The 22,509-nt window shown below is 61.8% G+C and carries 27 protein-coding genes; 1 reads left to right on the forward strand and 26 read right to left on the reverse strand.

The window, feature by feature from the left end:
- Positions 1-35: 35 nt before the first annotated feature.
- Positions 36-1,076, reverse strand: coding sequence for a glutamine synthetase beta-grasp domain-containing protein (locus ACWGS8_RS14330; protein WP_095775794.1), 1,041 nt, complete (start codon positions 1,074-1,076; stop codon positions 36-38).
- A gap of 316 nt (positions 1,077-1,392) precedes the next feature.
- Between ACWGS8_RS14330 and ACWGS8_RS14335 the strand changes: the two genes are divergently transcribed.
- Complete coding sequence (locus ACWGS8_RS14335; RefSeq protein ID WP_454581561.1) at positions 1,393-1,584, forward strand: DUF2735 domain-containing protein; 192 nt, start codon at positions 1,393-1,395, stop codon at positions 1,582-1,584.
- Positions 1,585-1,665: 81 nt separating this feature from the next.
- On the opposite strand, the gene ACWGS8_RS14340 is transcribed toward ACWGS8_RS14335, so the two are convergent.
- From ACWGS8_RS14340 to rplX, 25 genes are all read right to left on the reverse strand, one after another.
- Positions 1,666-3,555 (reverse strand): MFS transporter, encoded by a 1,890-nt coding sequence (locus ACWGS8_RS14340; protein WP_454581562.1) that lies wholly within the window; start codon positions 3,553-3,555, stop codon positions 1,666-1,668.
- A gap of 183 nt (positions 3,556-3,738) precedes the next feature.
- A complete protein-coding gene (locus tag ACWGS8_RS14345; RefSeq protein ID WP_454581563.1) occupies positions 3,739-4,530 on the reverse strand; it encodes an ATP12 family chaperone protein in 792 nt (263 codons plus the stop codon).
- A gap of 12 nt (positions 4,531-4,542) precedes the next feature.
- A complete protein-coding gene (locus ACWGS8_RS14350; RefSeq protein ID WP_454581763.1) occupies positions 4,543-5,415 on the reverse strand; it encodes a DMT family transporter in 873 nt (290 codons plus the stop codon).
- Positions 5,416-5,462: 47 nt separating this feature from the next.
- Positions 5,463-6,443, reverse strand: a complete 981-nt coding sequence (locus tag ACWGS8_RS14355; protein WP_019857981.1) for an RluA family pseudouridine synthase — start codon at positions 6,441-6,443, stop codon at positions 5,463-5,465.
- 61 nt (positions 6,444-6,504) lie between these two features.
- Complete coding sequence (gene crcB, locus ACWGS8_RS14360; protein WP_454581564.1) at positions 6,505-6,879, reverse strand: fluoride efflux transporter CrcB; 375 nt, start codon at positions 6,877-6,879, stop codon at positions 6,505-6,507.
- A gap of 47 nt (positions 6,880-6,926) precedes the next feature.
- A complete protein-coding gene (locus tag ACWGS8_RS14365) occupies positions 6,927-8,582 on the reverse strand; it encodes a hypothetical protein (protein ID WP_454581565.1) in 1,656 nt (551 codons plus the stop codon).
- 246 nt (positions 8,583-8,828) lie between these two features.
- Positions 8,829-9,659, reverse strand: coding sequence for an aspartyl/asparaginyl beta-hydroxylase domain-containing protein (locus ACWGS8_RS14370; protein ID WP_454581566.1), 831 nt, complete (start codon positions 9,657-9,659; stop codon positions 8,829-8,831).
- 159 nt (positions 9,660-9,818) lie between these two features.
- Positions 9,819-10,487: a DUF930 domain-containing protein gene (locus ACWGS8_RS14375; protein ID WP_454581567.1), complete on the reverse strand. Its 669-nt coding sequence runs from the start codon at positions 10,485-10,487 to the stop codon at positions 9,819-9,821.
- Between the two features lie 5 nt (positions 10,488-10,492).
- Positions 10,493-11,800 carry a replication-associated recombination protein A gene (locus ACWGS8_RS14380; RefSeq protein ID WP_454581568.1) on the reverse strand — a complete coding sequence of 436 codons (1,308 nt, stop codon included), beginning with the start codon at positions 11,798-11,800 and terminating at the stop codon, positions 10,493-10,495.
- 41 nt (positions 11,801-11,841) lie between these two features.
- Positions 11,842-13,335 (reverse strand): DegQ family serine endoprotease, encoded by a 1,494-nt coding sequence (locus ACWGS8_RS14385; protein WP_454581569.1) that lies wholly within the window; start codon positions 13,333-13,335, stop codon positions 11,842-11,844.
- Between the two features lie 178 nt (positions 13,336-13,513).
- Complete coding sequence (gene rplQ / locus ACWGS8_RS14390) at positions 13,514-13,945, reverse strand: 50S ribosomal protein L17 (protein WP_095775804.1); 432 nt, start codon at positions 13,943-13,945, stop codon at positions 13,514-13,516.
- A gap of 104 nt (positions 13,946-14,049) precedes the next feature.
- Positions 14,050-15,060 (reverse strand): DNA-directed RNA polymerase subunit alpha, encoded by a 1,011-nt coding sequence (locus ACWGS8_RS14395; RefSeq protein WP_006205443.1) that lies wholly within the window; start codon positions 15,058-15,060, stop codon positions 14,050-14,052.
- 104 nt (positions 15,061-15,164) lie between these two features.
- Positions 15,165-15,554, reverse strand: coding sequence for a 30S ribosomal protein S11 (rpsK, locus tag ACWGS8_RS14400; protein ID WP_006205444.1), 390 nt, complete (start codon positions 15,552-15,554; stop codon positions 15,165-15,167).
- A 126-nt stretch (positions 15,555-15,680) separates the two neighbouring features.
- Positions 15,681-16,049 (reverse strand): 30S ribosomal protein S13, encoded by a 369-nt coding sequence (gene rpsM, locus ACWGS8_RS14405; protein ID WP_006205445.1) that lies wholly within the window; start codon positions 16,047-16,049, stop codon positions 15,681-15,683.
- Between the two features lie 217 nt (positions 16,050-16,266).
- The gene (locus tag ACWGS8_RS14410; protein WP_454581570.1) at positions 16,267-16,863 is read right to left on the reverse strand and encodes an adenylate kinase; all 597 of its coding nucleotides are present in this window, start codon (positions 16,861-16,863) and stop codon (positions 16,267-16,269) included.
- A complete protein-coding gene (gene secY, locus ACWGS8_RS14415) occupies positions 16,860-18,200 on the reverse strand; it encodes a preprotein translocase subunit SecY (RefSeq protein WP_454581571.1) in 1,341 nt (446 codons plus the stop codon). The genes ACWGS8_RS14410 and secY overlap by 4 nt, the downstream gene beginning before the upstream one ends.
- A gap of 192 nt (positions 18,201-18,392) precedes the next feature.
- Positions 18,393-18,866: a 50S ribosomal protein L15 gene (gene rplO, locus ACWGS8_RS14420; RefSeq protein WP_027051778.1), complete on the reverse strand. Its 474-nt coding sequence runs from the start codon at positions 18,864-18,866 to the stop codon at positions 18,393-18,395.
- A gap of 22 nt (positions 18,867-18,888) precedes the next feature.
- Complete coding sequence (gene rpmD, locus ACWGS8_RS14425) at positions 18,889-19,086, reverse strand: 50S ribosomal protein L30 (protein ID WP_006205449.1); 198 nt, start codon at positions 19,084-19,086, stop codon at positions 18,889-18,891.
- Positions 19,087-19,110: 24 nt separating this feature from the next.
- Positions 19,111-19,680 carry a 30S ribosomal protein S5 gene (rpsE, locus tag ACWGS8_RS14430; RefSeq protein ID WP_027046810.1) on the reverse strand — a complete coding sequence of 190 codons (570 nt, stop codon included), beginning with the start codon at positions 19,678-19,680 and terminating at the stop codon, positions 19,111-19,113.
- A gap of 76 nt (positions 19,681-19,756) precedes the next feature.
- The gene (gene rplR / locus ACWGS8_RS14435) at positions 19,757-20,116 is read right to left on the reverse strand and encodes a 50S ribosomal protein L18 (protein ID WP_454581572.1); all 360 of its coding nucleotides are present in this window, start codon (positions 20,114-20,116) and stop codon (positions 19,757-19,759) included.
- A gap of 141 nt (positions 20,117-20,257) precedes the next feature.
- Positions 20,258-20,791, reverse strand: coding sequence for a 50S ribosomal protein L6 (gene rplF / locus ACWGS8_RS14440; protein ID WP_010909283.1), 534 nt, complete (start codon positions 20,789-20,791; stop codon positions 20,258-20,260).
- Positions 20,792-20,879: 88 nt separating this feature from the next.
- A complete protein-coding gene (gene rpsH / locus ACWGS8_RS14445) occupies positions 20,880-21,278 on the reverse strand; it encodes a 30S ribosomal protein S8 (RefSeq protein ID WP_006205453.1) in 399 nt (132 codons plus the stop codon).
- Between the two features lie 12 nt (positions 21,279-21,290).
- On the reverse strand, positions 21,291-21,596 hold the full coding sequence (gene rpsN / locus ACWGS8_RS14450) for a 30S ribosomal protein S14 (protein ID WP_010909282.1): 306 nt from the start codon (positions 21,594-21,596) through the stop codon (positions 21,291-21,293).
- Between the two features lie 27 nt (positions 21,597-21,623).
- Positions 21,624-22,202 carry a 50S ribosomal protein L5 gene (gene rplE / locus ACWGS8_RS14455; protein ID WP_454581573.1) on the reverse strand — a complete coding sequence of 193 codons (579 nt, stop codon included), beginning with the start codon at positions 22,200-22,202 and terminating at the stop codon, positions 21,624-21,626.
- A complete protein-coding gene (gene rplX, locus ACWGS8_RS14460) occupies positions 22,195-22,509 on the reverse strand; it encodes a 50S ribosomal protein L24 (RefSeq protein WP_019857966.1) in 315 nt (104 codons plus the stop codon). The genes rplE and rplX overlap by 8 nt, the downstream gene beginning before the upstream one ends.

Genomic DNA, 22,509 nt, shown 5'->3' on the forward strand with positions numbered 1-22,509 from the left:
CAGCGAAGACCTTGCGATCCACGCCGCGAACAGAATCAGGCAGCCGCCGAGACCTTCGCGTCGGTTGCAACCTGCGAGATCGTCTTCAGCACCTGCGAAGCGATCTGGTAGGGGTCGCCCTGCGAGTTCGGACGACGGTCTTCGAGATAGCCCTTGTAGTCGTTTTTGACGAAGGAATGCGGCACGCGGATCGAGGCGCCACGGTCGGCGACGCCGTAGCTGAACTTGTTCCACGGCGCGGTCTCGTGCTTGCCGGTCAGGCGCTTGTCGTTGTCCGGGCCGTAGACGGCGATGTGGTCCATCAGGTTCTTGTCGAACTGCGCCATCAGGGCCTCGAAATAGGCCTTGCCGCCGACTTCGCGCATGAACTTGGTCGAGAAGTTGCAGTGCATGCCCGAGCCGTTCCAGTCGGTGTCGCCGAGCGGCTTGCAGTGGAACTCGATGTCGATGCCGTATGCCTCGGTCAGACGCAGGAGCAGGTAGCGCGCCATCCAGATCTGGTCGGCGGCCTTCTTGGAGCCCTTGCCGAAAATCTGGAATTCCCACTGGCCCTTGGCCACTTCGGCGTTGATGCCTTCATGGTTGATGCCGGCCGCGAGGCACTGGTCGAGATGCTCTTCGACGATCTTGCGCGCGACGTCGCCGACGTTCTTGTAGCCGACGCCGGTGTAGTACGGGCCCTGCGGCGCGGGATAACCGCTCTCCGGGAAGCCGAGCGGACGACCGTCCTTGTAGAAGAAATACTCCTGCTCGAAGCCGAACCAGGCGTCCTCGTCGTCGAGGATAGTCGCGCGGCTGTTCGATTCATGCGGGGTGACGCCGTCGGGCATCATGACCTCGCACATGACGAGAATGCCGTTAGTGCGGGCCGGATCCGGGTAAAGCGCCACCGGCTTCAACACGCAATCGGAGCTGCGACCTTCGGCCTGCATGGTCGAGGAACCGTCGAAGCCCCACAGCGGTAGCTGTTCGAGCGTCGGGAATTCGGCGAACTCCTTGATCTGCGTCTTGCCGCGAAGGTTGGGGACCGGGGTGTAACCATCGAGCCAAATGTACTCGAGCTTGTATTTCGTCATTCTAGCCTCTCGTTGCTTGTTCACCGAACACCAAACGGCGTCGACACGCGTCTGCCGTCGGCAGCCGGCGCTGCCGATCCCTAAAATGCAATTCGTGTGCCACTCCGACTTCGGCGGGTGCGGCAAAATGGCAGAGATATCGCCTTGAATTTTCTGAGCCGCCTCATCACTGGGCCCATATCGGTCAAACCAGAATTATGCATAAATATTAGGCAAGTAATGATCTTTTCGTAGGCATATTGCCTAAATGACTCGCAAGACCTATGTTGTAGGAAAGCTGAATCGACAAGCTCCTGAAAAAGAAAGGAGACCGCCCATGGAAGTCGTCCCCTCCCGTCCGTCGGCAAAAATTCTGATGTTCCCCCTGGCAGCGCGCAAATCTGCCTCAAATTTAGGCGCTAAGGCGAAATTCGCGGCAGAGATCGCCTCGTTGCGTTACACGCACGCCGATTTTGACGGCTGGTATCACGAGGCGGCCATCGAAGAAGAAACACAGCCGAAGGGCTGATCCACTTCTTCAAGTCCCAGACACGGAAAAGCCCGGCGTGAGCGATCACGCCGGGCTTTCTGTTGGCCAATGAGGGCTAGGCTAATCCTTGGCGTGCAGATCGGTGCCAAGCGTATCCTTGACGAAGATCATGCCGATGATCAGCGACATTGCCGCGATCACCACCGGATACCAAAGGCCAAAATAGATGTCGCCCCTGTAGGCGCTGAGCGCGAAGACTGTTGCCGGCAACAGACCACCGAACCAGCCATTGCCGATATGATAGGGCAGCGACATGCCGGTGTAGCGAATGCGGGTCGGGAACATCTCGACCAGGATCGCCGCGATCGGCCCGTAAACCATGGTCACGAACAGCACCAGGATGAACAGGATGCCGATCGTCATCGGCCAGTTCACGGCGGCCGGATCGGCAAACATGGCGAAGGCACCGCCGCCTGGTATGTTGTAGGCGGTGATCTCTGGCGCGCCAGCGGCCTCCTCTGACGTCACCAACTTGTCCTTGACGGCCTGATCGGTCGGCACCGCGATTTTTTCGCCGCCGCGAATTGCAGCCGCGTCGAGCTTGAGTTCAGGATTGGCGGCGATGAAGGCGTCGAGCTTCTGGTCCGCCACCTTGATCGCCGCACGCTTCAGCGGATACCCGCCATCCTTAAGCGACATGTTGACGGCCTTGACGAAGGCGGCGTCCTTGGCCTTGGCCTGATCGCCAGCGGCGACCGCATCGTAGGACGCCACCGTCTCGTTGCCGATCTTGACCGACGCAGCCGTTCCGGCCGCGGCGGTCGACACCACGTCAAAGGGAACCGAGTTCTTGGTCAGGAACGAAGTGGCGATGTCGCATGACGTCGTGAACTTGGCGGTGCCGACCGGGTTGAACTGGAACTTGCAGTCGCCGGGTGCGGCAGTGACCGTCGCCCTTGTATTCTGCTGCGCGGTGGCGAGCGCCGGATTGGCGGCCCAGGTCAACGCCTTGAACAGCGGGAAGGTGCAGACGATGGCCAATGCAAGGCCTGCCATGATGATCGGCTTGCGGCCGATCTTGTCGGAGAGCCAGCCGAACACGACGAAGAAGATCGAGCCGAGTGCCAGCGCGATGGCGATCATGATGTTGACCGACTGCGCGTCGACCTTCAGCACGTTCTGCAGGAAGAACAGCGCATAGAACTGGCCATTGTACCAGACCACGGCCTGGCCGGCAGTGAGGCCAAGCAGTGCCAGCAGTGCGATCTTGGCATTCTTCCACTGGCCGAAGGCTTCCGAAAGCGGTGCCTTCGAGCCCTTCCCTTCGTCTTTCATCTTCTGGAAGGTCGGAGACTCCGAGAGAGACAGTCGAATCCAGATCGAGACGGCGAGCAGCACGAAGGAGACGATAAAAGGAATGCGCCAGCCCCAAGAGGCGTAGGTTTCCTTGCTCAGGGAGGCCTGAACAATCAGAATGACGATCAGCGACAGGAACAGGCCAAGTGTCGCCGTCGTCTGGATCCACGACGTGTAGAAGCCCCGACGGTCGTCAGGCGCGTGCTCCGCGACATAGGTCGCCGCACCGCCATATTCGCCGCCGAGGGCCAGGCCCTGCAACATGCGCAGGCCGATCAGGATCACTGGAGCCGCGATACCCAAGGTCGCATAACCGGGCAGCAAACCGACGAGGAAGGTCGACAGACCCATGATCGTCATGGTGACGAGGAAAGTATATTTGCGACCGACGAGATCACCGATACGGCCAAACACCAGGGCGCCGAACGGGCGGACGAGAAAACCAGCGGCGAAGGCCAGCAGCGCGAAGATGTTGCGCGTCGCCTCCGGAATGGTCGGACTGAAAAAGGTCGAGCCAATGAAGGCCGCCAATGAACCGTAGAGATAGAAATCGTACCATTCGAAAACGGTGCCGAGCGAGGAAGCGAAGATGACCTTCTTCTCTTCCCGCGTCATGCCGCGGCTCGTTCCGCCGGCTGTTGATGCCATTGCCATTGAGTTGTCCTCCCGTGAGACCCTGTCCTCGATGCCGGGCGCCAATGTTCGCGCTCTCCTCCGAACGCGGACTCGGAAATGCCCGGCTATCACGGGAAAAATGACAGAAAGCGCCCGCCGACGGCAGAGCGACGATGGGATTATGACTTTGGTATTAGGTGCGGTGCGGCAATAGCTTTGGGGTCAGACCTTGAGCGCTTCGAGAAGGCCGACAGCGGACATCATGTCGCGCTTGCGGGCGGCGCGTCGGGCGACCGCTTCGGCGTCCTGCCCCCAATGTTCGATCTGCCAGTCCTCGTCGACATGGCCGGCGGCCCAGGCAGCCTCGGCATCGAGCTCGCCGAAATCGACCGCCAGCGCGAGCAGCGCCGAACCGGTCAGCGAGGTCATGAGGTGGATGGCGGCCAGCCGCAGCGGCTCGGCGCGCTGATTGAGATGGCTGCCCAGAACGGCGATCGTCTCGCGCGGTTGCTCGACATGGATGATCCCCTCGGCAAGGTTGAAGCGAGCCCCCAATGCAGTGCGCGCCCAGTCGATGACCGGATCCCACTGCTCGTTCTGCCGCTCGACCAGCCCTTGGGGGGCGTCGGCGCGGTAACAGAGCAAATCGGACGAAGCAAAACGCAGTATGTCTTCGAGCACCGCCTGCGGATCGCTGGCAACGCCGTCGATGGCGGTGTTGACCAGGCGCATCACCGGCATCGTCACCGGATTGATCGTCTCGCCCTGTTCCGCGAATTCGTCGGCAACCAGCACTGCCGCCGCCTCGGTCGGCAGCGCCAGCAGCGCCTTGCCCGGCGTGCGCACCGGCTTGCCGTCGAGATGCACGGCGAAACCTCCCTCCATCGGCGCAACCGAAGCGGTTTTGTAGAAGCGCTTGGGCAGCGGTGTCTTCATCTGGATCTGGGCGCGACGCACCGGATCCGGATCGGAAAGATACTTGCCCGCTTCGAGGTCATTGAGGATGTCACGCATGAAAAATCTCCCTCACACCGGGGTCAGCTTGCGCGCCGGCCGGTTGACGATGATCAGGCCCGCAGCAATCAAGCCAAGTGCCAGAAAAATGCGAATGGTCAGCGGCTCGTTCAAGATGATCGCGCCGCACAAGACACCGAAAACCGGCGACAGGAAGGTGAAGCTGGACAGGCCGGAGGCCGGATAGCGGCGCAGCAGCCAGAACCACAGGACATAGGTGAAGGCGACGATATAGATCGCCTGGAAAAGCAGCGCCAATGTCGGCAACAAGGACGGATCACGCACTGGCGAGCCGGCAAGAGGCAGCACCAATATGCCGACGATCGCCGCGCCGGCGAGTTGATAGAGCAGCAGCTTCTCGGCGCTCGCCTCGACCAGTTTCGACCGTTTGATGAGGATGTTGGTCAAGGCCCAGAAAAACCCGGAGCCGAGACTGAGCAGATCGCCGAACAGCATGTCCCCACCGCCGCCAAGCTTGTCGGAAAAGACCGCGGCAAGGCCGGCGAAGGCCAGCAGCAGGCCGAGGAACTTGCGCATGGTGATCTGTTCACCGAGCAGGAAGTGACCGCCAATCAGCATCCAGAACGGCATTGAATTGACCAGCAGCGTGTTGCGGGCAACGGTCGTATGCTCCAGGCCGACATAGAGGCAGAGGAATTCGATGCCGAAAAGCACGCCCACGGCAATGCCGGCGAGCAATGTGCCATCGCGCGTAAACAGCGCGATGCCGCGCCAGCGGCACCAGAGGAAGACGCAGAAGCCGCCAATGATCGAGCGCGCGATCGACAGGAAGACGGGGTCGTAGCCGGCATAGGAGATTTTGGCGGCGACGTAGTTCAGGCCCCAGGAAAAGGTCAGGCCGACCATGATGGCGGCGGCGGCCATGTCGACTGCGTCGCGCCGATCGAGCGCGTCGGTGGCGCCGCTCAAGATCAATCCTCCGCGCTGGCGTCGTCGAAGCCGATCAGGTTCCAGCTCTGGCGCATATGCGGCGGCATCGGCGCGGTGACGTCGATGACGCCCTTGTCGGGATGCGGAATGATGATGCGGCGCGCATGCAGATGCAGGCGGTTCTGGATGCCGCCGGGAAAATCCCAGTTGGTATCGGCCTCGAAATATTTCGGGTCGCCGATGATGGGGCAGCCGATATAGGCGGCATGCACGCGAAGCTGGTGGGTGCGGCCCGTATAGGGTTCCATTTCCAGCCACGTCATGGTCTGCGCCGCCTGCTCGATGATACGGTAGTAGGACACGGCGTGGTCGGCGCCTTTTTCGCCATGCGCGGCGACCCGCACACGGTCGCCGTCCTCGGTCGGCTCCTTGATCAGCCAGGTCGAGATCTTGTCCTCGCGCTTCGGCGGCACGCCCTTGACCAGGGCCCAGTAGGTCTTCTTCGTTTCGCGGGCACGGAACGCTTCAGACAGCTTCATTGCGGCCAGTCTCGTGCGGGCAACGACCAGCACACCCGACGTGTCGCGGTCGAGCCGGTGGACCAGCCGCGGCTTCTCGCCCTTCTGGTTGCGCCAGGCTTCCAGCATGTCGTCGACATTGCGGGTGACGCCCGAGCCACCCTGCACCGCAAGGCCCGCCGGTTTGTTGAAGACGAAAACCTTTGGGTCCTCGTGGATCAGCATTTTGGCCAGGACGTCGGCATCGCCCTGGTTGCGGATCGAATGGCCAGTCAGCGCGCTCTCGCCCTTCTTGTCGACCTCGAGTGGCGGGATACGCACCACCTGGCCAGGCTCGACGCGGCTGTCGGCCTTGACGCGACCGCCATCGACGCGGATCTGGCCGGAGCGTAGCAGCTTCTGCAGATGGCCGAAACCAAGGCCCGGGAAATGGGTCTTGAACCAGCGATCGAGCCGCATGCCCGCCTCGCCGGCCTCCACCGTGATCTGTTCAACGCCTGCCATTTTTTCTTCGCTTACCCGTTTCCAAAGCAGGGCTCAGCCTGCGCTTGGCGCGGCAATAGCATTAAGGCAGGCTTCTTGCGAGCCAAAGACCCAAAAACAGGGCGATGATCGCGCCAATGACGCTGGCCAGCGCATATCCGAAAGCCGGCAGCGTGGCCCCGCGCTCCCACAGCGTCGCGAAATCGAGCGAAAAGGCGGAAAAAGTCGTGAAGCCGCCAAAGATGCCGGTGGCGACGAACAGCCTGACTTCGTTCGACCCGCCGCGGCGCGCCAGGACGGCGATGAACAGGCCCATGGCAAAGGAGCCGACGATGTTGATCGCCATCGTACCCCAGGGATAATTGGGGCCGACGAGACGCAGCGCACCCATATTGGCGAGATGGCGGATGCCGGCGCCGATGCCGCCACCGACGACCACGAGAAGCAGATTGAACATCGTCGTCTACTGCCCGTGTTGAGGCGGTGGCGTCAATCCCGTCGCCGTCACCATTCAGGCACCGCCCAGTCTGGATACTTCTTCCTGAATTCAACATAAAGGGCATCGACCTCGGCCTTGCTGACCGGGCGTACCTGTTCGTAGAGATAGCCGGCGACACCGCCGGACAATCGGTACTGCGCAATGCGCCGGTATGCGGCACCGATGCCCTTGCCGTCAAGAATATACTGGTTCGGGATCGTGACGCAGATCTGCGCGCCCGGTTGCAGATGAGTAACCGGCCGGTCGGTCACGACAACATATCTGGATTTCAAGGCGTCCGGTCGGAACCGGTCACGACTGTCCACCTGGCAAATCCATCCGACATGGGCAACAAGGTCCCGCTTCATGCCGAACAACAGGGCGTCGCTCATCACAGGACCCGACGCAAATACCGAAAAACGGTCCTCCGGTCTCATTCTGGCGACGAGGTCATCGATCAGGCGCCTGTATTCGGGAAGATTGTCGAGGCGAAGTGGAAGCGTGGCTTCCCCGGCGAAGACGAAGCCCACCGGAGACAACACCTGACGGCCAGCTGGAAAAAACGTGCCCAAAAAAGCAAATCCGGCCACAACCGCCATGGCGGCGGTCAACCATCGTGATTTCAGTCCCGGCACGGCGACCATTGAAACGATCGCCTGGGCATAGGCGGGAAACAGCCAAAGAAACATCGGCAAGGAATGATGACGTTCCGGGTCCTGCGTCCGGATGAAAGCCAGGAAGGTAAGCACAGAGGCCATGGCACAGAACACGGCAAATCTGTTGCGGCGCACGACCGAGACGTAGAGGCCCACTACAATCAGCGCCCAGTTCAGATAGCTGAGCCGGGATCCGACGTCGCCGAGCTGGGTGACAAAGGTGGTCTTGTATCCGCTGTAAAGGTCGGCGTAACTGGTTTGCAGAATCTTGGCGATCAACGGCAGCTGGAAGTTCAACGCCGTCGCGGCAATAAGGAAAATCGCACACGCGCCCCCCAGAACCGCGCTGCGCAAGGCCGGCAAATCCCGCTCCCTTGCGATCTGCAGCAAACCCAGGAATGCCGCTGAAACGGTGATCCCTACGGCGGCATAGGCGTACCAGCGGCGCAGCATGAACGCCAACCACAGGCAGGCGCCGACGGATATTCCGCTTATCACCGGTTCGCGGGTCAGGAACCTGGACTTCCAGAGAAAAGAGGTTGCCGCGGTCAGGGCAAGGCAGCCGGCAATGTCAGGCATTCCCCGAAGCGTCGGCGCCCAGAATGGTGTGTACAGGAAGGCCGCGATCCAGACGGCGATCCAACTCCGGGACGATGTCTCGGAGACCGCCTCCCGATAGCTTATTCTGCCTATCAAGAGAACCGTCGGGACCAGGTAGACCGCGACTATTCCGGCAACGAAGGAAAGCCTTGAACCGCCAAAAACAAGGTGAAACGGCATCAGCGGCACCAGGATCGCCACGCCGTAATCTTCCGTCGCGATGGAGGTGCTCAACTGGCTCAGCCATTCGAAAGGGCTCTCGACCAACAGCGCGCCCTGCTGGTTGAACATGTTGAAATAGGCCGCGAAGTCCCAATAGTAGACGGACTCTTCGAGACTTATGTACGCAGCGCTAAGGGCAATCCCAAGCAACAAGGTGCACAGGTAGGTGCCCGTCCAGAATCCGAAGATTTTGTTCTTTGTCACTTGAAGCCGCCAAGGAAGGAAGAGACAGAACTACGGGACCAAAGCCGGAGCCGTCCCCTGACGCCCGCCAGGAGCCGCTCCGGCGAATCTTGTGACAAGATTCATATAATGAATTGTTGAGAGCCCAAACGGGCGTTGCTTGAAGGCGCACCTCGCAAGCATGAAATGCCTTAAAAGGAGCGTCCAAAGAAGCAGCCGGTGGAGGTGCTTGCTTGCAACCGCCGGCAGCGCTGACGGATTCTCAGTTCAGGTGGTCTCGACCTTCTTCGGCTTGGTCGAGCCGATCATCTTCCAGTTCTTGTAGAACATCGAATTGATGCGCTCGACGCTGACCGAGACAACGGCGAGCATGCCAGCAATGAGCCTCGGGAACGGGGACGGCCTGATGATGTCCATGAACACGCAGTAGCGGCGGCCGTCATATTCGTTGACCGAACGGTGCAGCAGCGTGTCGTCGAAAATGAACTGCGGATTGTCGTACCAGTAGTTCTTGACGTTGCCGCATTCGACGAAGATTTCCGCTTTCACCGGGATCAGATTGTAGAGGATGCGCAGGCTGAGCCGCAGCGGGCCGAAGTGCCAGGAGGTCGATTCGCGCTTGCTGAAGACCGAAACGGCGATGGTCTTGATGTATTTGAAATCCTTGTTGAACTCGGCAACGTTGTCGATCCGGTGCTTGCCGTACCACTGGTAGACATACATGCCGCGCCGGCCGGCGCCGAAATTGGCGTCGATGTCGGCGATGATCTCGTCCTTGCGCGCCTTGAAGATGTCCAGGACCTCATTGACCTCGCGCTGATAATCCGGCGGAAACTGCTCCAGCTTCCACACGCCGGGGTTCCGGTAGCAGAGCAGATCGACCAGTAAGTTGAACGGCGACAAGAGCCAGGTGAACAGGCCGTTGCCGAGGAAATAGCCCGAAAACAGCGCCAGATCCTTCCTGTCGTTGCGCAGCACGTCGATCAGGCCGCAGACGATGAAGATCGTCGTCAGAATGGGGATGAAGTAGAAGCCAAGAGCGAGGAGCGGGATGGCGATGGCGAATTTGCGAAGGGTTTTGCGAAGGGTTTTTGTCATTTTTCCACGCGCGGAGCGCGATCCTGTTGCGAATGAGTGTGCCAAATCTCGGCAACGACCACCGCCCGGCCGTGCGCCTTGATAAGGTTTTTTGGGTCGCCGCACAACGCCACGACATCGTGGCCTGGCAGTTGCCTGGTGGAATTTGACAGCCTTAGGTCAATGCACCTCTGGCAAGCCGAACTCGTCCCATTTGTCCCTGGCCACGGGATCGCCGACCAGGAACTCAAAGCCGATGACGCTTTCGCCGTCCCGTGCGAGCTGGCATTTGAACTTCAGATTATACCAGTTTTTGCGACTGCGGAAAGCCGCGCCATCGGCGGCAATCGTGGTGCCGCTGACCTTCTCCTCGGCCGTTGCGTAAGGCACGACACGTTCCGGCTGAAAGTCCGCGCTCCATCGCCGGATCTGGTCCATAGCCTCGAGATTGCACAATTGCACCATGCGTTCGTCGGAAGCGAAGGTCGCGAGATCGGCGCGCGCCTGCCGGCTGCGCGGATCGGCGAGCGTCTTGGCCGACAGCATTTCGGTCGGCCGAATCATGGTCGGCGCGGCGGGTGGTGTAGATCGAGGGGCGCTCGGTATTGGTGTTGGTGTTGGTGTTGGTGTTGGTGCCGGCGCTGCCGCCGGCGGTGGCTTTGTCGAGGCCTCGAACTGCTGCGGCGTCAGAATGTCGACCGACACCCGTTCCTCGTCCAGACGCTTCGGCCGCTTTGGCAACGGCATGAGCGCCAGCATCGCGGCCAGCAGCGCGTGGAGAGCAACCGAGGTTGAGATGCCCCATGGCGAGGCCTCGCCCCGAAGCGTGACGACCACGGGGCCGCGCAAGTCAGCTATTCCCGTTCCTTGCGCAGCTTCGCCCAATAGTCGAGCCGCTTCCTGATGTCGCGCTCGAAACCACGCTCAGGCGGATCGTAGAAGGTCTGGCGGCCCATCTTCTCCGGAAAATAGTCCTGGCCCGAAAAGGCGTCCGGCTCATCATGATCGTAGCGATAGCCGGCGCCGTAATCCTCTTCCTTCATCAGCTTGGTCGGCGCGTTGAGGATATGCTTTGGCGGCAGCAGCGAGCCATGCTGCTTGGCTGCCTGCGTGGCCGCCTTGAAGGCGGTGTAGACGGCATTGGATTTGGGCGCTGTGGCGAGATAGACGGTGGCCTCGGCAAAGGCGAGCTCGCCTTCCGGAGAGCCCAGATAGTCGTAGGCGTCCTTGGCGGCATTGGCGACGACCAGTGCCTGCGGATCGGCAAGGCCGATGTCTTCCATCGCCATGCGCACCAGCCGGCGGCCGAGATAGAGCGGATCCTCGCCGGCGTCGAACATGCGCGCGAGATAGTAGAGCGCTGCATCGGGATCGGAACCGCGCACCGATTTGTGCAGCGCCGAGATCAGATTGTAGTGGCCGTCCTGGCCCTTGTCGTAGATCGGCGCGCGACGCTGGACGATGCGCTGCAACCCTTCGGGATCGAAGATCTCGCCGGGCTTGGCGGCCCGCCAGACTTCCTCGGCGAGCGTCAGCGACGCGCGGCCGTCGCCGTCGCTCATGCGGATCAGCATGGCGCGGGCCTCGTCGTCAAGCGGCAGCGCCCTGCCCTCCGTCTCCTCCGCCCGCACCATCAGCTTGGCGATGCTCTCCTCGCCGAGCGAATGGAAAACCATGACGCGCGCGCGCGACAACAATGCCGCGTTGAGCTCGAAGGACGGGTTTTCGGTCGTGGCGCCGACCAGGACGACCGTTCCATCCTCCATGACGGGAAGAAAGGAGTCCTGCTGGGCGCGGTTGAAGCGATGGATCTCGTCGACGAAAAGCAGGGTCTGGCGGCCGTTGGCGCGGCGCAGCTTGGCCGTCTCGAACACTTTCTTGAGGTCGGCGACGCCGGAAAACACCGCCGAGATCTGCTCGAAGGCAAGGCTGGTCTCACCGGCGAGCAGCCTTGCCACCGTGGTCTTGCCGGTGCCTGGCGGCCCCCAGAAAATCATCGAGCCGAGTGAGCCCGAGCCGATCAGCCGGGTCAGGGCGCCATCGGGGCCGGTCAGATGCTCCTGGCCGACGACCTCGCCAAGATTTTTCGGCCGCAGCCTGTCGGCCAGCGGCCGCCCGGGCGGCGCCTTCTCCGGTTCATCGACACTGAACAGATCGGCCATGCACTTCTTTTGGTTTGGAGCGCGATCCCTTCAGATCGAACTCAGTAACGCAACACCTGGCGCAGTATCTGCCCGCCGCGCTCGACGGTAAAGCGCCACCAGCGTGTATCCTGCTGGGCTACCTGCGCCAGCGTCGCGGCGGTATCGATTGTGGTGCCGTTGACCTCGCGCACGATGTCGCCCGGCAGGAAGCCGAAATCGGCGGCCGGCGAATCGCGGTTGATGTCGATCACCGTCACGCCCTTGAGGTCGGTGCGCAGGCCAAGCTTCTGGGCAAGCCGCGGTGACAGTTCCGCGACCTTGGCGCCCGAGAACGGGCTGCGGCCATGCAGCGTCACTTCCGAGGCTTTCGCACCTTCCGGCGCGCGCTCCAGCGCGATGTCCATGGCTGCTTTCTGGCCCTTGGTCAGGATCGCGAAATTCGCCTTGGTGCCGATCGACAACGTCGCCATGCGATAGTCCAGCGCCTCGATGCTCTCGACCGGCTTGCCGTTGACCTGCAGCACGACATCGCCCGCCTTCAACCCGGCCTTGCCGGCTGGCCCGGTCGCGTCGACCGAAGAGACCAGCGCGCCGGTCGGCTTTTCCATGCCGAGCGATTCGGCGATCTGCGGCGTCACCGCTTCGAACTCGGCGCCGATATAGGGACGTTCGAAGAAGTCGAGGCCGGCCTTGGCGGCATCGGCGAAAGCCCGCACCATGTTCGCGGGAATGGCAAAGCCGATACCGATCGAGCCGCCGCTGCGGCTGTAGATGGCGGTGTTGATGCCGACCAGCTGACCGCCCATGTTGATCAGCGCGCCGCCGGAATTGCCGGGATTGATGGCCGCGTCGGTCTGGATGAAATAGCCCGAATCCGAGACGCCGATATGGCTGCGGGCAAGTGCCGAAACAATGCCGCTGGTGGTGGTCTGGCCGACGCCGAAGGGATTGCCGATGGCCAGCACAAGGTCGCCGACCTCAAGCGCGTCGGAATCGCCAATGGCGATAACCGGAAACGGCTTGTCGGATTCGATCTTGAGCACGGCAAGATCGAGCGTCTCGTCCTTGAGCATCACCTTCGAGGTGAATTCACGGCCGTCGGCGGTCGCCACCTTGACCTCGTCGGCATCCTTGATGACATGGAAATTGGTGACGATGACGCCACTCGGATCGACAAGCACACCTGAGCCGAGCGAGGACTGGGCGCGCGGCCGGGCACGGCCGAAAAACTCCTCGAAGAACGGATCGCCTTCAAAAGGCGACGTGACCTTGGCGGTCTGCGAGGCATAGACGTTGACCACGGCCGGCGCCGTCTGCTTGACCAGCGGCGCGAACGAAAGCTGTACCTCCTCGCGGCCGAACGGCACGCGCTTGTCTGGCCCCGAGGTGGCATTCTCGCCTTCGACGCCATGCAACAGATCAGTCAGCACGTCAGACAGGCCCGGATCGGCAGGCTTTGCGGCGTCTTCGGCGAACGCCTGCCGGACTGCCGGTGCGGCTGCGAACACCATGAAGGCGCAGAGCAGGACAAGGGACAGTCTTTTGGCGCGCATTCGCGAATCCTCCGAGGCAAGTTCGGGCGCATTGTCCCGACGATTGTGCAAAATGAAAGGCTAAGCCGCTGAAATCCGATTATTTCGCGCCCGCAGATCGTTTAGGGCACGCCTGGCGCGCGCAGAACATGAAAAAGGGGCCCGCGGGCCCCTTCAATTCATTCCGGAAAGTCGAGCCTTATGCGGCCGCGGCTTCCGTGTCGGTGCCTTCGGCTTCGAGGCGGGCGCGGTCGGCGGCGCCCTTGGCATCCGTGTCGCGATCGACGAACTCGATGACGGCCATCGCGGCATTGTCGCCGTGACGGAAGCCCGCCTTCATGATGCGCAGATAGCCGCCATTGCGGTTGGCGTAGCGCGGAGCGATGGTGTCGAACAGGCGCTTGACGACGCCTTCATTGCCGATCTGCGCGATCACCTGGCGACGGGCGTGCAGGTCGCCGCGCTTGCCGAGCGTCACCAGCTTCTCGACGATCGGACGCAGGTCCTTCGCCTTCGGCAAGGTGGTGACGATCTGTTCGTGCTCGAGCAGCGACACGGCGAGGTTGGCGAACATCGACTTGCGGTGGCTAATGCTTCGGGCGAAGCGACGGCCTTTGAAACCGTGGCGCATGGCTCATTTCCTTCTTCAGTTGTTCAAGAGGCCACGGCCTCTGATGGTTTTCCGCATGACCGTCGGATCGAGCGGCCCACGCCGCCGATCCTTGGAATTCATGCTCAATATTGATCTTCGTAACGCTTGGCGAGGTCTTCGATGTTTTCAGGCGGCCAGTCCGGCACTTCCATGCCGAGGTGCAGGCCCATCGCCGCGAGCACTTCCTTGATCTCGTTCAGCGACTTGCGGCCGAAGTTCGGGGTGCGCAGCATCTCCGCTTCGGTCTTCTGGATGAGATCGCCGATGTAAACGATGTTGTCGTTCTTCAGGCAATTGGCTGAACGAACCGAAAGCTCGAGCTCGTCGACCTTCTTGAGCAGCGCCGGGTTGAAGGCGAGCTCGGTGACGGCTTCGGCGGCGACTTCCTTCTGCGGCTCGTCGAAGTTGACGAACAGGCCAAGCTGGTCTTGTAGGATGCGGGCGGCGAAAGCCACCGCGTCCTCGCCCGAGATCGAACCGTCGGTCTCGATGGTCATGGTCAGCTTGTCATAGTCGAGAACCTGGCCCTCGCGGGTGTTCTCGACCTTGTAGGAGACCTTCTTGACCGGCGAATAGAGGCTGTCGACCGGGATCAGGCCGATGGGCGCGTCCTCGGCGCGGTTGCGCTCGGCCGGCACGTAACCCTTGCCGGTGTCGACGGTGAATTCCATACGGATTTCAGCGCCTTCGTCCAGCGTGCAGATGACGTGGTCGGGGTTGAGGATCTCGACGTCACCAACCGTCTGGATGTCGCCGGCGAGAACCGCACCCGGTCCCTGCTTGCGCACGACCATGCGCTTGGGGCCATCGCCTTCCATGCGGATGGCGATTTCCTTGATGTTCAAGACGATGTCGGTCACATCCTCGCGCACGCCGGCGATGGACGAGAATTCATGCAGAACGCCGTCGATCTGCACGGCGGTCACGGCCGCGCCGCGCAGCGAAGACAGAAGCACGCGGCGCAGCGCGTTGCCCAGCGTGAGGCCAAAGCCGCGCTCGAGCGGCTCTGCCACCAGCGTGGTCAGCGTCTTCTTCTTCGACGAGAACTCGATCTTGTTCGGCTTGATCAGTTCCTGCCAATTTTTCTGGATCATGATGCTTTCCTTCCGTTGACCCGCCACCATCCAATCGTGGCGGGCGACCTGGAATACCGCGGAGGAACGCCCCTGTGAGCGTTCGCGCGGCGTTCGGTAATTTCTTAGACGCGGCGCTTCTTGCGCGGGCGGCAGCCATTGTGCGGGATCGGCGTCACATCACGGATCGAGGTGATGGTGAAGCCGGCCGCCTGCAGGGCGCGCAGCGCCGATTCACGGCCCGAGCCAGGTCCGCAGACCTCGACTTCGAGCATGCGCATGCCGTGTTCCTGGGCCTTCTTGGCGACGTCCTCGGCGGCCATCTGGGCGGCGAACGGGGTCGACTTGCGCGAACCCTTGAAGCCCTGGGCACCGGCCGACGACCAGGCAATCGAATTGCCCTGCGCGTCGGTGATGGTGATCATCGTGTTGTTGAAGGTCGAATTGACGTGGGCAACGCCCGACGAGATATTCTTGCGTTCGCGACGGCGAACACGAGCGGCTTCCTTGGCCATGGTATTCCTTTCAGTTGATCTCTACACCGCCGTAATGCCAGCGGCTCCACCTTTGAAAGCGAGTAGTGAGTAGGGAATAGCGAATAGAGAACCCTACTCGCTAATGGCCACTCGCTATTCGCTCACTTACTTCTTCTTGCCGGCGATCGACTTGGCCGGGCCCTTGCGGGTGCGTGCATTGGTGTGCGTGCGCTGGCCGCGGACCGGCAGCGAGCGACGGTGACGCAGGCCGCGGTAGCAGCCGAGGTCCATGAGACGCTTGATGTTCATCGACACTTCGCGGCGCAGGTCGCCCTCGACCTGGTAGTCGCGGTCGATGGTCTCGCGGATCTGCAAGACTTCCGCGTCGGTCAGCTGGTTGACGCGGCGCTCGGCCGGGATGCCGACCTTGTCGACGATCTCCTGGGCGAACTTCTTGCCAATGCCGTGAATGTACTGAAGCGCGATGACGACGCGCTTGTTGGTCGGAATGTTGACGCCGGCTATACGAGCCATGTTCTTTCCTTCTCCATGTAGGCCGGCCAACCTTCGAAACAAGGCAGGCCCGGCGTTGTCAAAGTTGCCCGCGTCCGGTGGAGGCCGGCCCTTGCGGGAGTTTCCAGTTCAAAGCGACTGCCTTGCCCTTGCGGACAAGCAAAGTTCGCACCTGATAGGAAGACGGGCCGCCATACCGCAGCGGGCCGCTCCCGTCAAGCCTAATCTTTAAATTCCCTTACCGCACCTTGGCGGCCGCCTTGAGCACGGCTTCGATCTCGGCCGTCACCGCGTCGATGCTGGCCATGCCGTCGACCGTCTTGAGCTTGCCCTTGGCGTAATAGTAGCCGGTCAGCGGAGCGGTCTTCTTGTAGTACTCGCGCAGGCGCTCTTCGAACACCGCGGGATTGTCGTCCTTGCGCACCGGCTGGCCGGCGGCCTTGGCGTCCTCGGCACGCTTGACGATGCGGCCGACGAGGGCCCTGTCGTCGACGACCAGCTCGATAACCGTGTCGAGGCCGATGCCACGCTCGGAAAGCATCGATTCAACCGCATCGGCCTGCACCAGCGTGCGCGGGTAGCCGTCGAGGATGAATCCCCTGGCGCAGTCGGCCTGGTCGATCCGTTCGGCAACGATGGCGTTGACAATGGCGTCCGACACCAACTCGCCGGCATCCATCACCGCCTTGGCACGTTTGCCGACTTCGGAACCGGCCTGAACGGCGGCACGCAGCATGTCTCCCGTCGAGAGTTGGGGTATGCCGTGTTTTTCTACCAGTCTTTGTGCTTGTGTCCCCTTGCCCGCCCCTGGCGGCCCAAGCAAAATCAACCTCATCTGGCTTTCTTCCCCCCGCGCAGCTTCGACTTCTTGATCAGGCCTTCATACTGGTGCGCGATCAGGTGGCCCTGAATCTGCGCAACCGTATCGAGCGTGACACTGACCACGATCAGAAGCGATGTGCCACCAAGGTAGAATGGTACGCCAGTCGCCGAGATCAGGAACTCCGGCAGCAGGCACACCAGCACCAGATAGATGGCGCCGACGACGGTGATGCGGGTGAGAACGTAATCGATGTAATCGGCGGTGCGCTCGCCCGGACGATAGCCCGGGATGAAGCCCGAATGCTTCTTGAGCTGATCGGCGGTGTCCTTCGGGTTGAAGACAATCGCTGTGTAGAAGAAGGCGAAGAACACAATCATCGCCGCGTAGAACGCCATGTAGAGCGGCTGGCCGTGGCCGAGCGAGGCCAGGATGGTGCTCGCCCAGGCGGGCATGTTGGTGGTCTGCGAGAAGCCGGCGACGGTGGCCGGCAGCAAGAGCAGCGATGATGCAAAGATCGGCGGGATGACGCCCGACGTGTTGAGCTTCAGCGGCAGATGCGAGGTGTCGCCCTGGAACATGCGGTTGCCGACCTGGCGCTTCGGATATTGGATCAGCAGGCGGCGCTGGGCGCGCTCGAAGAACACGATGAGCGCGATGACGACGATGGCCAGGACGATGATCGCCAGGATCAGGCCGGTCGACAGGGCGCCGGTGCGGCCGAGCTCCAGCGTGCCGGAAATGGCGTGCGGCAGGCCGGCGACGATGCCGGAGAAGATGATCAGCGAAATGCCGTTGCCGATGCCGCGCGCGGTGATCTGCTCGCCGAGCCACATCAGGAACATGGTGCCGCCGACCAGCGTGACGACGGTGGAGATGCGGAAGAACATGCCGGGATCGCTGACGATGCCGTTGCCGTTCTCCAGCCCGACCGAAATGCCATAGGCCTGCACCAACGCCAGAAGCACGGTGCCGTAGCGTGTGTACTGGTTGATGACCTTGCGGCCCTGTTCGCCTTCCTTCTTCAGCGCTTCCAGCGACGGAATGACCGAGGTCATCAGCTGCATGATGATAGAGGCGGAGATATAAGGCATGATGCCGAGCGCGAAGATCGCCATGCGCTGCACGGCGCCGCCGGCAAACATGTTGAACATGCCGAGCACGCCCTTGCTCTGCGAGGAGAAGGCGTGGGCGAAGGCGTCGGGATTGATTCCGGGAAGCGGAATGTAGGTGCCGAGGCGGTAGACGAGCAGCGCGCCAATGGTGAACCAGATGCGTTTCTTCAGGTCCTCCGCCTTGGCGAAGGCCGAGAAATTCAGATTCGAGGCTAGTTGTTCAGCAGCCGAAGCCATGCCTGATTCTCCGCTTGGTAACGCTTGATGGCCCGTGAGGTCAGGCGGTGCGTTTCACCGAAGCTCACGAGATAAGCTTCGGGCTCTTAACATGCAAGCGGCCGCGTTGACGCGGCCGCTTAATTGAGCAGATCAAAGCGCAATCGCGAGCAAAAAGGATCCTCCTCTTGCCGATCGCGCTTCAAATTGCCGTTACTCGGCAGCTGCCTTTTCCGGCAACTTGACCGAGCCGCCGGCCTTTTCGATCTTCTCGATCGCGGCCTTGGAGGCACCGGCGACGTCGAAGGCAAGCTTGGCCTTGAGTTCGCCATCGGACAGCACGCGAACGCCATCCTTGACGCGGCGGATCACGCCGGCAGCGACAAGCGCCTCGGCCGTCACGGTCGCCTTGGCGTCGAGTTTCTTGGCGTCGACGGCCTCCTGGATGCGGGCCAGCGACACGACAACGAAGCTCTTGGCGAAGAGGTTGTTGAAGCCGCGCTTCGGCAGACGCCTGTAGAGCGGCATCTGGCCACCCTCGAAGCCGTTGATGGCGACGCCGGAGCGTGCCTTCTGACCCTTGACGCCGCGACCGGCGGTCTTGCCCGAGCCGGAACCGATGCCGCGGCCGAGACGCTTCTTGGAGTGCGTCGCGCCGTCCTTGTCACGCAGATCGTTGAGTTTCATCTGAGTTCTCCTGCGCTTTGGCTCAGCCCTCGTCCACGACGCGGACGAGATGCTGAACGGCGGCGATCATGCCACGCACGGAAGGCGTATCTTCCAGGGTGCGCTGCTTGTGCATCTTGTTGAGGCCGAGGCCGACCAGCGTCGCGCGCTGTTCCTTCGGACGGCGGATCGGCGAACCGATCTGCTCAACGGTGATGGTCTTGGTTGCCTTCTTGGCCATGGTCAAAATCCCTGGTCAGATCGACTATTCTTCAGCCGCAACGGCGGTGCCGCGACGGGCCTGAAGGGTCGAATACTTGATGCCGCGCGCGGCAGCTACATCCTTGGGATGCATCTGGCTCTTCAGCGCGTCGAAGGTGGCGCGAACCATGTTGTAGGGGTTCGACGAACCCATCGACTTGGCGACCACGTCATGCATGCCGAGCGTCTCGAAGACGGCGCGCATCGGGCCGCCGGCGATGATACCGGTACCCTGCTTGGCGGCGCGCAGCAGAACGCGTCCAGCGCCCCAACGTCCCTCGACGTCGTGATGCAGCGTACGGCCCGAGCGCAGCGGCACGAAAATCATGTCGCGCTTTGCCGATTCGGTTGCCTTGCGGATGGCTTCCGGCACTTCGCGTGCCTTGCCGTGACCGAAGCCGACGCGGCCCTTCTGGTCGCCGACGACGACGAGTGCGGCGAAGCCGAAGCGACGGCCACCCTTGACGACCTTGGCGACGCGATTGATGTGGACCAGCTTGTCCACCATGCCGTCGTCGCGCTCTTCGCGCTCACGCTCGCGGCCGCGGCCGCCTTCCCTACGTTCCTGTGCCATATCCTGTTCCTTGTTCTTTTCCGGAAGCACGGGTTGCTCATTGCCGGCGCCACTTTGGGTCGCCGGCGGCGAAAAATTAGAAGCTCAAGCCGCCTTCCCGGGCAGCCTCAGCCAGGGCCTTGACGCGGCCGTGATAGATGTACGGGCCACGGTCGAAGACGACTTCCTTGACGCCGGCCTTGGTGGCGCGCTCGGCGATCAGCTTGCCGATCGCGGCGGCGGCCGCTGTGTCGGCGCCGGTCTTGAGCGAACCCTTGAGGTCCTTCTCGAGCGTCGAGGCGGCAGCGATGGTGCGTCCCTTGGCGTCGTCGATCACCTGGACATAGATGTTCTTCGAGGTGCGGTGAACCGACAGACGCGGACGCTCGCCGGCGACCTTCCTGATCTGGCGGCGAACGCGCTGCGCACGGCGCTGCGTGGATTCCTTGGTACCCATGATGGTCTTCCTTGCCTTCAAAAAAACGGGGGCCGCCATGTGCGGTAGGCGAAAGCGCCTCCCGCGACCGCTCCCCGCGGCGTTACACTTCTTTGGTTCGGTCCTTTCCGAAAAGTCTGCAACTTTTCGGGGCCAAGCCCACTACTTCTTCTTGCCTTCCTTGCGGACGATCTTCTCGCCAGCGTAGCGGACACCCTTGCCCTTGTAGGGCTCCGGACCGCGATATTCGCGGATCTCGGCGGCGACCTGGCCGACCTGCTGCTTGTCGATGCCGGTCACGGTGATTTCCGTCGGCTTCGGCACAGCGATGGTGACACCGGCCGGCGTCTCATAGACGACGTCGTGGCTGAAGCCAAGAGCCAGCTGCAGGTTCTTGCCCTGCATGGCGGCACGATAGCCGACGCCGGTGATCTCGAGCTTCTTCTCGAAACCGTCCTTGACGCCGTGCAGGATGTTGACGATCTGCGTGCGCGACATGCCCCACTTGGAGCGGGCGGTCTTGGTCTGGTCGCGCGGCTGGACAGCGATCTCGCTGCCTTCCATCTTGACCAGGACTTCGTCGTTCACCACGAACTTCAGCTCGCCCTTGGGGCCCTTCGCCGTCACGGTCTGGCCGTTAACGGTCGCGGTCACGCCCTGCGGCAGCGAAACGGGTTTCTTTCCAATACGAGACATTTTGTTGTCCTCGTCACTTCTCTTGTTTCAGGTCTCTGTCTTCGGAACGATCCGAAGACCGGATTCCAATTTGCGGTCAGCTGCCAGATCAGAAGATCTGGCAGAGGATCTCGCCGCCGACGTTCTGTTCGCGGGCTTCGTGATCGGCCATCACGCCCTTCGGCGTCGAAAGGATGGCGATGCCGAGGCCGTTGGCGACGTGCGGGATCGACTTGGCCGAGACGTAAACGCGGCGGCCCGGCTTCGAGACGCGGGCGATTTCGCGCACGACTGGCGCACCGTCGAAATACTTCAGCTCGATTTCGATTTCGGACTTGCCGTTGTCGAAGTCGGTCTGGCTGTAGTCGCGAATATAGCCTTCAGCCTTCAGCACGTCGAGGACGCGGGTGCGCAGACGCGAGGCCGGCGTCGAGACACTCGACTTCTTACGGCCGTAGGCGTTGCGGATGCGGGTCAGCATATCGCCGAGAGGATCGCTCAATGACATGTTATGTCCTCCTTACCAGCTCGACTTGACCAGGCCCGGGATCTGGCCGTTGTTGCCGAGATCACGAAGCGCGATGCGCGATACTTTGAGCTTGCGATAGTAGGCGCGCGGACGGCCGGTGACTTCGCAGCGGTTGCGGATGCGGATCTTGGCCGAGTTGCGCGGCAGGGCAGCAAGCTTGAGCTGAGCGCGGAAGCGCTCCTCCATCGGCTTGGACTGATCCATGATGATCGCCTTCAGGGCAGCGCGCTTGGGACCGTACTGGTCGGCAAGCTTGCGGCGCCTGTTGTTCTTCTCGACTGAGCTGGTCTTTGCCATTTCAGATTTTTCCTTTTCTCGCTGCCGTTACTGGCGGAAGGGGAAGTTGAAAGCCTTGAGCAATGCCCGGGCTTCGTCGTCCGTCTTCGCAGTCGTACAAACGATGACGTCCATGCCCCAGATCTGATCAACCTTGTCGTAGTTGATCTCCGGGAACACGATGTGCTCCTTGATGCCCATGGCATAATTGCCACGGCCATCGAAGCTCTTGGGGTTCAGTCCGCGGAAGTCGCGGACGCGCGGCAGCGCGATGTTCACGAGGCGGTCGAGGAACTCGTACATACGTTCCTTGCGCAGCGTGACCTTGGCGCCGATCGGCATGTTCTCGCGGACCTTGAAGCCGGCGATCGAATTGCGGGCGCGGGTGACGACGGCCTTCTGGCCGGCGATCAGCGCCAGGTCTTCGGCCGCAACCGAAGGCTTCTTCGAATCGGCGGTCGCTTCGCCGACACCCATGTTCAGCACGATCTTGTCGAGCCGCGGAACCTGCATGTCGTTGTCGTAGCCGAACTGCTCCTGCAGCGCCTTGCGGATGGTCTCGTTATAGACCTGCTTCAGACGCGGCGTGTTGGTGGCGGCCGCCTGCTTGCTTTGAGCCTTAGCCATTGATGACTTCTCCCGAGCGCTTGGCGACGCGCACCTTCTTGCCGTCCTTCTGGAAGATGAAACCGACGCGGGTCGGCTTGCCATCCTTGGGGTCGGCCAGCGCGATGTTCGACAGCTGGATCGGCGCTTCCTTGGTGATGATCCCGCCCTCTTGGGACTGGGTCTGCTTCTGGTGACGACGGATCATGTTGACGCCGCGCACCAGCGCGGTGTCATCCTTCGGCTGAACCGAGAGGACTTCGCCCGAACGGCCCTTGTCCTTGCCGGCAAGCACGACGACCTTGTCGCCTTTTCTAATCTTTTGCAT

The organism is Mesorhizobium sp. 43Arga, assembly GCF_053714255.1.

Excerpts from the sequence above, each read along its gene's own strand:
- ACWGS8_RS14330 (WP_095775794.1), bottom strand. The coding sequence starts at position 1,076 with ATGACGAAATACAAGCTCGAGTACATTTGGCTCGATGGTTACACCCCG.
- ACWGS8_RS14355 (WP_019857981.1), bottom strand. The coding sequence starts at position 6,443 with ATGGCAGGCGTTGAACAGATCACGGTGGAGGCCGGCGAGGCGGGCATG.
- crcB (WP_454581564.1), bottom strand. The coding sequence starts at position 6,879 with ATGTTCAATCTGCTTCTCGTGGTCGTCGGTGGCGGCATCGGCGCCGGC.
- ACWGS8_RS14340 (WP_454581562.1), bottom strand. The coding sequence starts at position 3,555 with ATGGCAATGGCATCAACAGCCGGCGGAACGAGCCGCGGCATGACGCGG.
- rpmD (WP_006205449.1), bottom strand. The coding sequence starts at position 19,086 with ATGGCCAAGAAGGCAACCAAGACCATCACCGTTGAGCAGATCGGTTCG.
- rpsK (WP_006205444.1), bottom strand. The coding sequence starts at position 15,554 with ATGGCCAAGGAAGCCGCTCGTGTTCGCCGTCGCGAACGCAAGAATATC.
- ACWGS8_RS14370 (WP_454581566.1), bottom strand. The coding sequence starts at position 9,659 with ATGACAAAAACCCTTCGCAAAACCCTTCGCAAATTCGCCATCGCCATC.
- ACWGS8_RS14395 (WP_006205443.1), bottom strand. The coding sequence starts at position 15,060 with ATGATCCAGAAAAATTGGCAGGAACTGATCAAGCCGAACAAGATCGAG.
- rpsH (WP_006205453.1), bottom strand. The coding sequence starts at position 21,278 with ATGTCATTGAGCGATCCTCTCGGCGATATGCTGACCCGCATCCGCAAC.
- rplO (WP_027051778.1), bottom strand. The coding sequence starts at position 18,866 with ATGAAACTCAACGATCTGCGTGACAAGGACGGCGCGACGCACTCCAAG.
- ACWGS8_RS14385 (WP_454581569.1), bottom strand. The coding sequence starts at position 13,335 with ATGCGCGCCAAAAGACTGTCCCTTGTCCTGCTCTGCGCCTTCATGGTG.
- rpsN (WP_010909282.1), bottom strand. The coding sequence starts at position 21,596 with ATGGCAAAGACCAGCTCAGTCGAGAAGAACAACAGGCGCCGCAAGCTT.
- ACWGS8_RS14410 (WP_454581570.1), bottom strand. The coding sequence starts at position 16,863 with ATGAGGTTGATTTTGCTTGGGCCGCCAGGGGCGGGCAAGGGGACACAA.
- rpsM (WP_006205445.1), bottom strand. The coding sequence starts at position 16,049 with ATGGCTCGTATAGCCGGCGTCAACATTCCGACCAACAAGCGCGTCGTC.
- rplE (WP_454581573.1), bottom strand. The coding sequence starts at position 22,202 with ATGGCTAAGGCTCAAAGCAAGCAGGCGGCCGCCACCAACACGCCGCGT.
- secY (WP_454581571.1), bottom strand. The coding sequence starts at position 18,200 with ATGGCTTCGGCTGCTGAACAACTAGCCTCGAATCTGAATTTCTCGGCC.
- ACWGS8_RS14350 (WP_454581763.1), bottom strand. The coding sequence starts at position 5,415 with ATGGCCGCCGCCGCCATCATGGTCGGCCTGACCTTTTCCTGGGGCCTG.
- rplX (WP_019857966.1), bottom strand. The coding sequence starts at position 22,509 with ATGCAAAAGATTAGAAAAGGCGACAAGGTCGTCGTGCTTGCCGGCAAG.
- rplR (WP_454581572.1), bottom strand. The coding sequence starts at position 20,116 with ATGGGTACCAAGGAATCCACGCAGCGCCGTGCGCAGCGCGTTCGCCGC.
- ACWGS8_RS14345 (WP_454581563.1), bottom strand. The coding sequence starts at position 4,530 with ATGCGTGACATCCTCAATGACCTCGAAGCGGGCAAGTATCTTTCCGAT.
- ACWGS8_RS14380 (WP_454581568.1), bottom strand. The coding sequence starts at position 11,800 with ATGGCCGATCTGTTCAGTGTCGATGAACCGGAGAAGGCGCCGCCCGGG.
- rpsE (WP_027046810.1), bottom strand. The coding sequence starts at position 19,680 with ATGGCACAGGAACGTAGGGAAGGCGGCCGCGGCCGCGAGCGTGAGCGC.
- rplF (WP_010909283.1), bottom strand. The coding sequence starts at position 20,791 with ATGTCTCGTATTGGAAAGAAACCCGTTTCGCTGCCGCAGGGCGTGACC.
- rplQ (WP_095775804.1), bottom strand. The coding sequence starts at position 13,945 with ATGCGCCACGGTTTCAAAGGCCGTCGCTTCGCCCGAAGCATTAGCCAC.
- ACWGS8_RS14335 (WP_454581561.1), top strand. The coding sequence starts at position 1,393 with ATGGAAGTCGTCCCCTCCCGTCCGTCGGCAAAAATTCTGATGTTCCCC.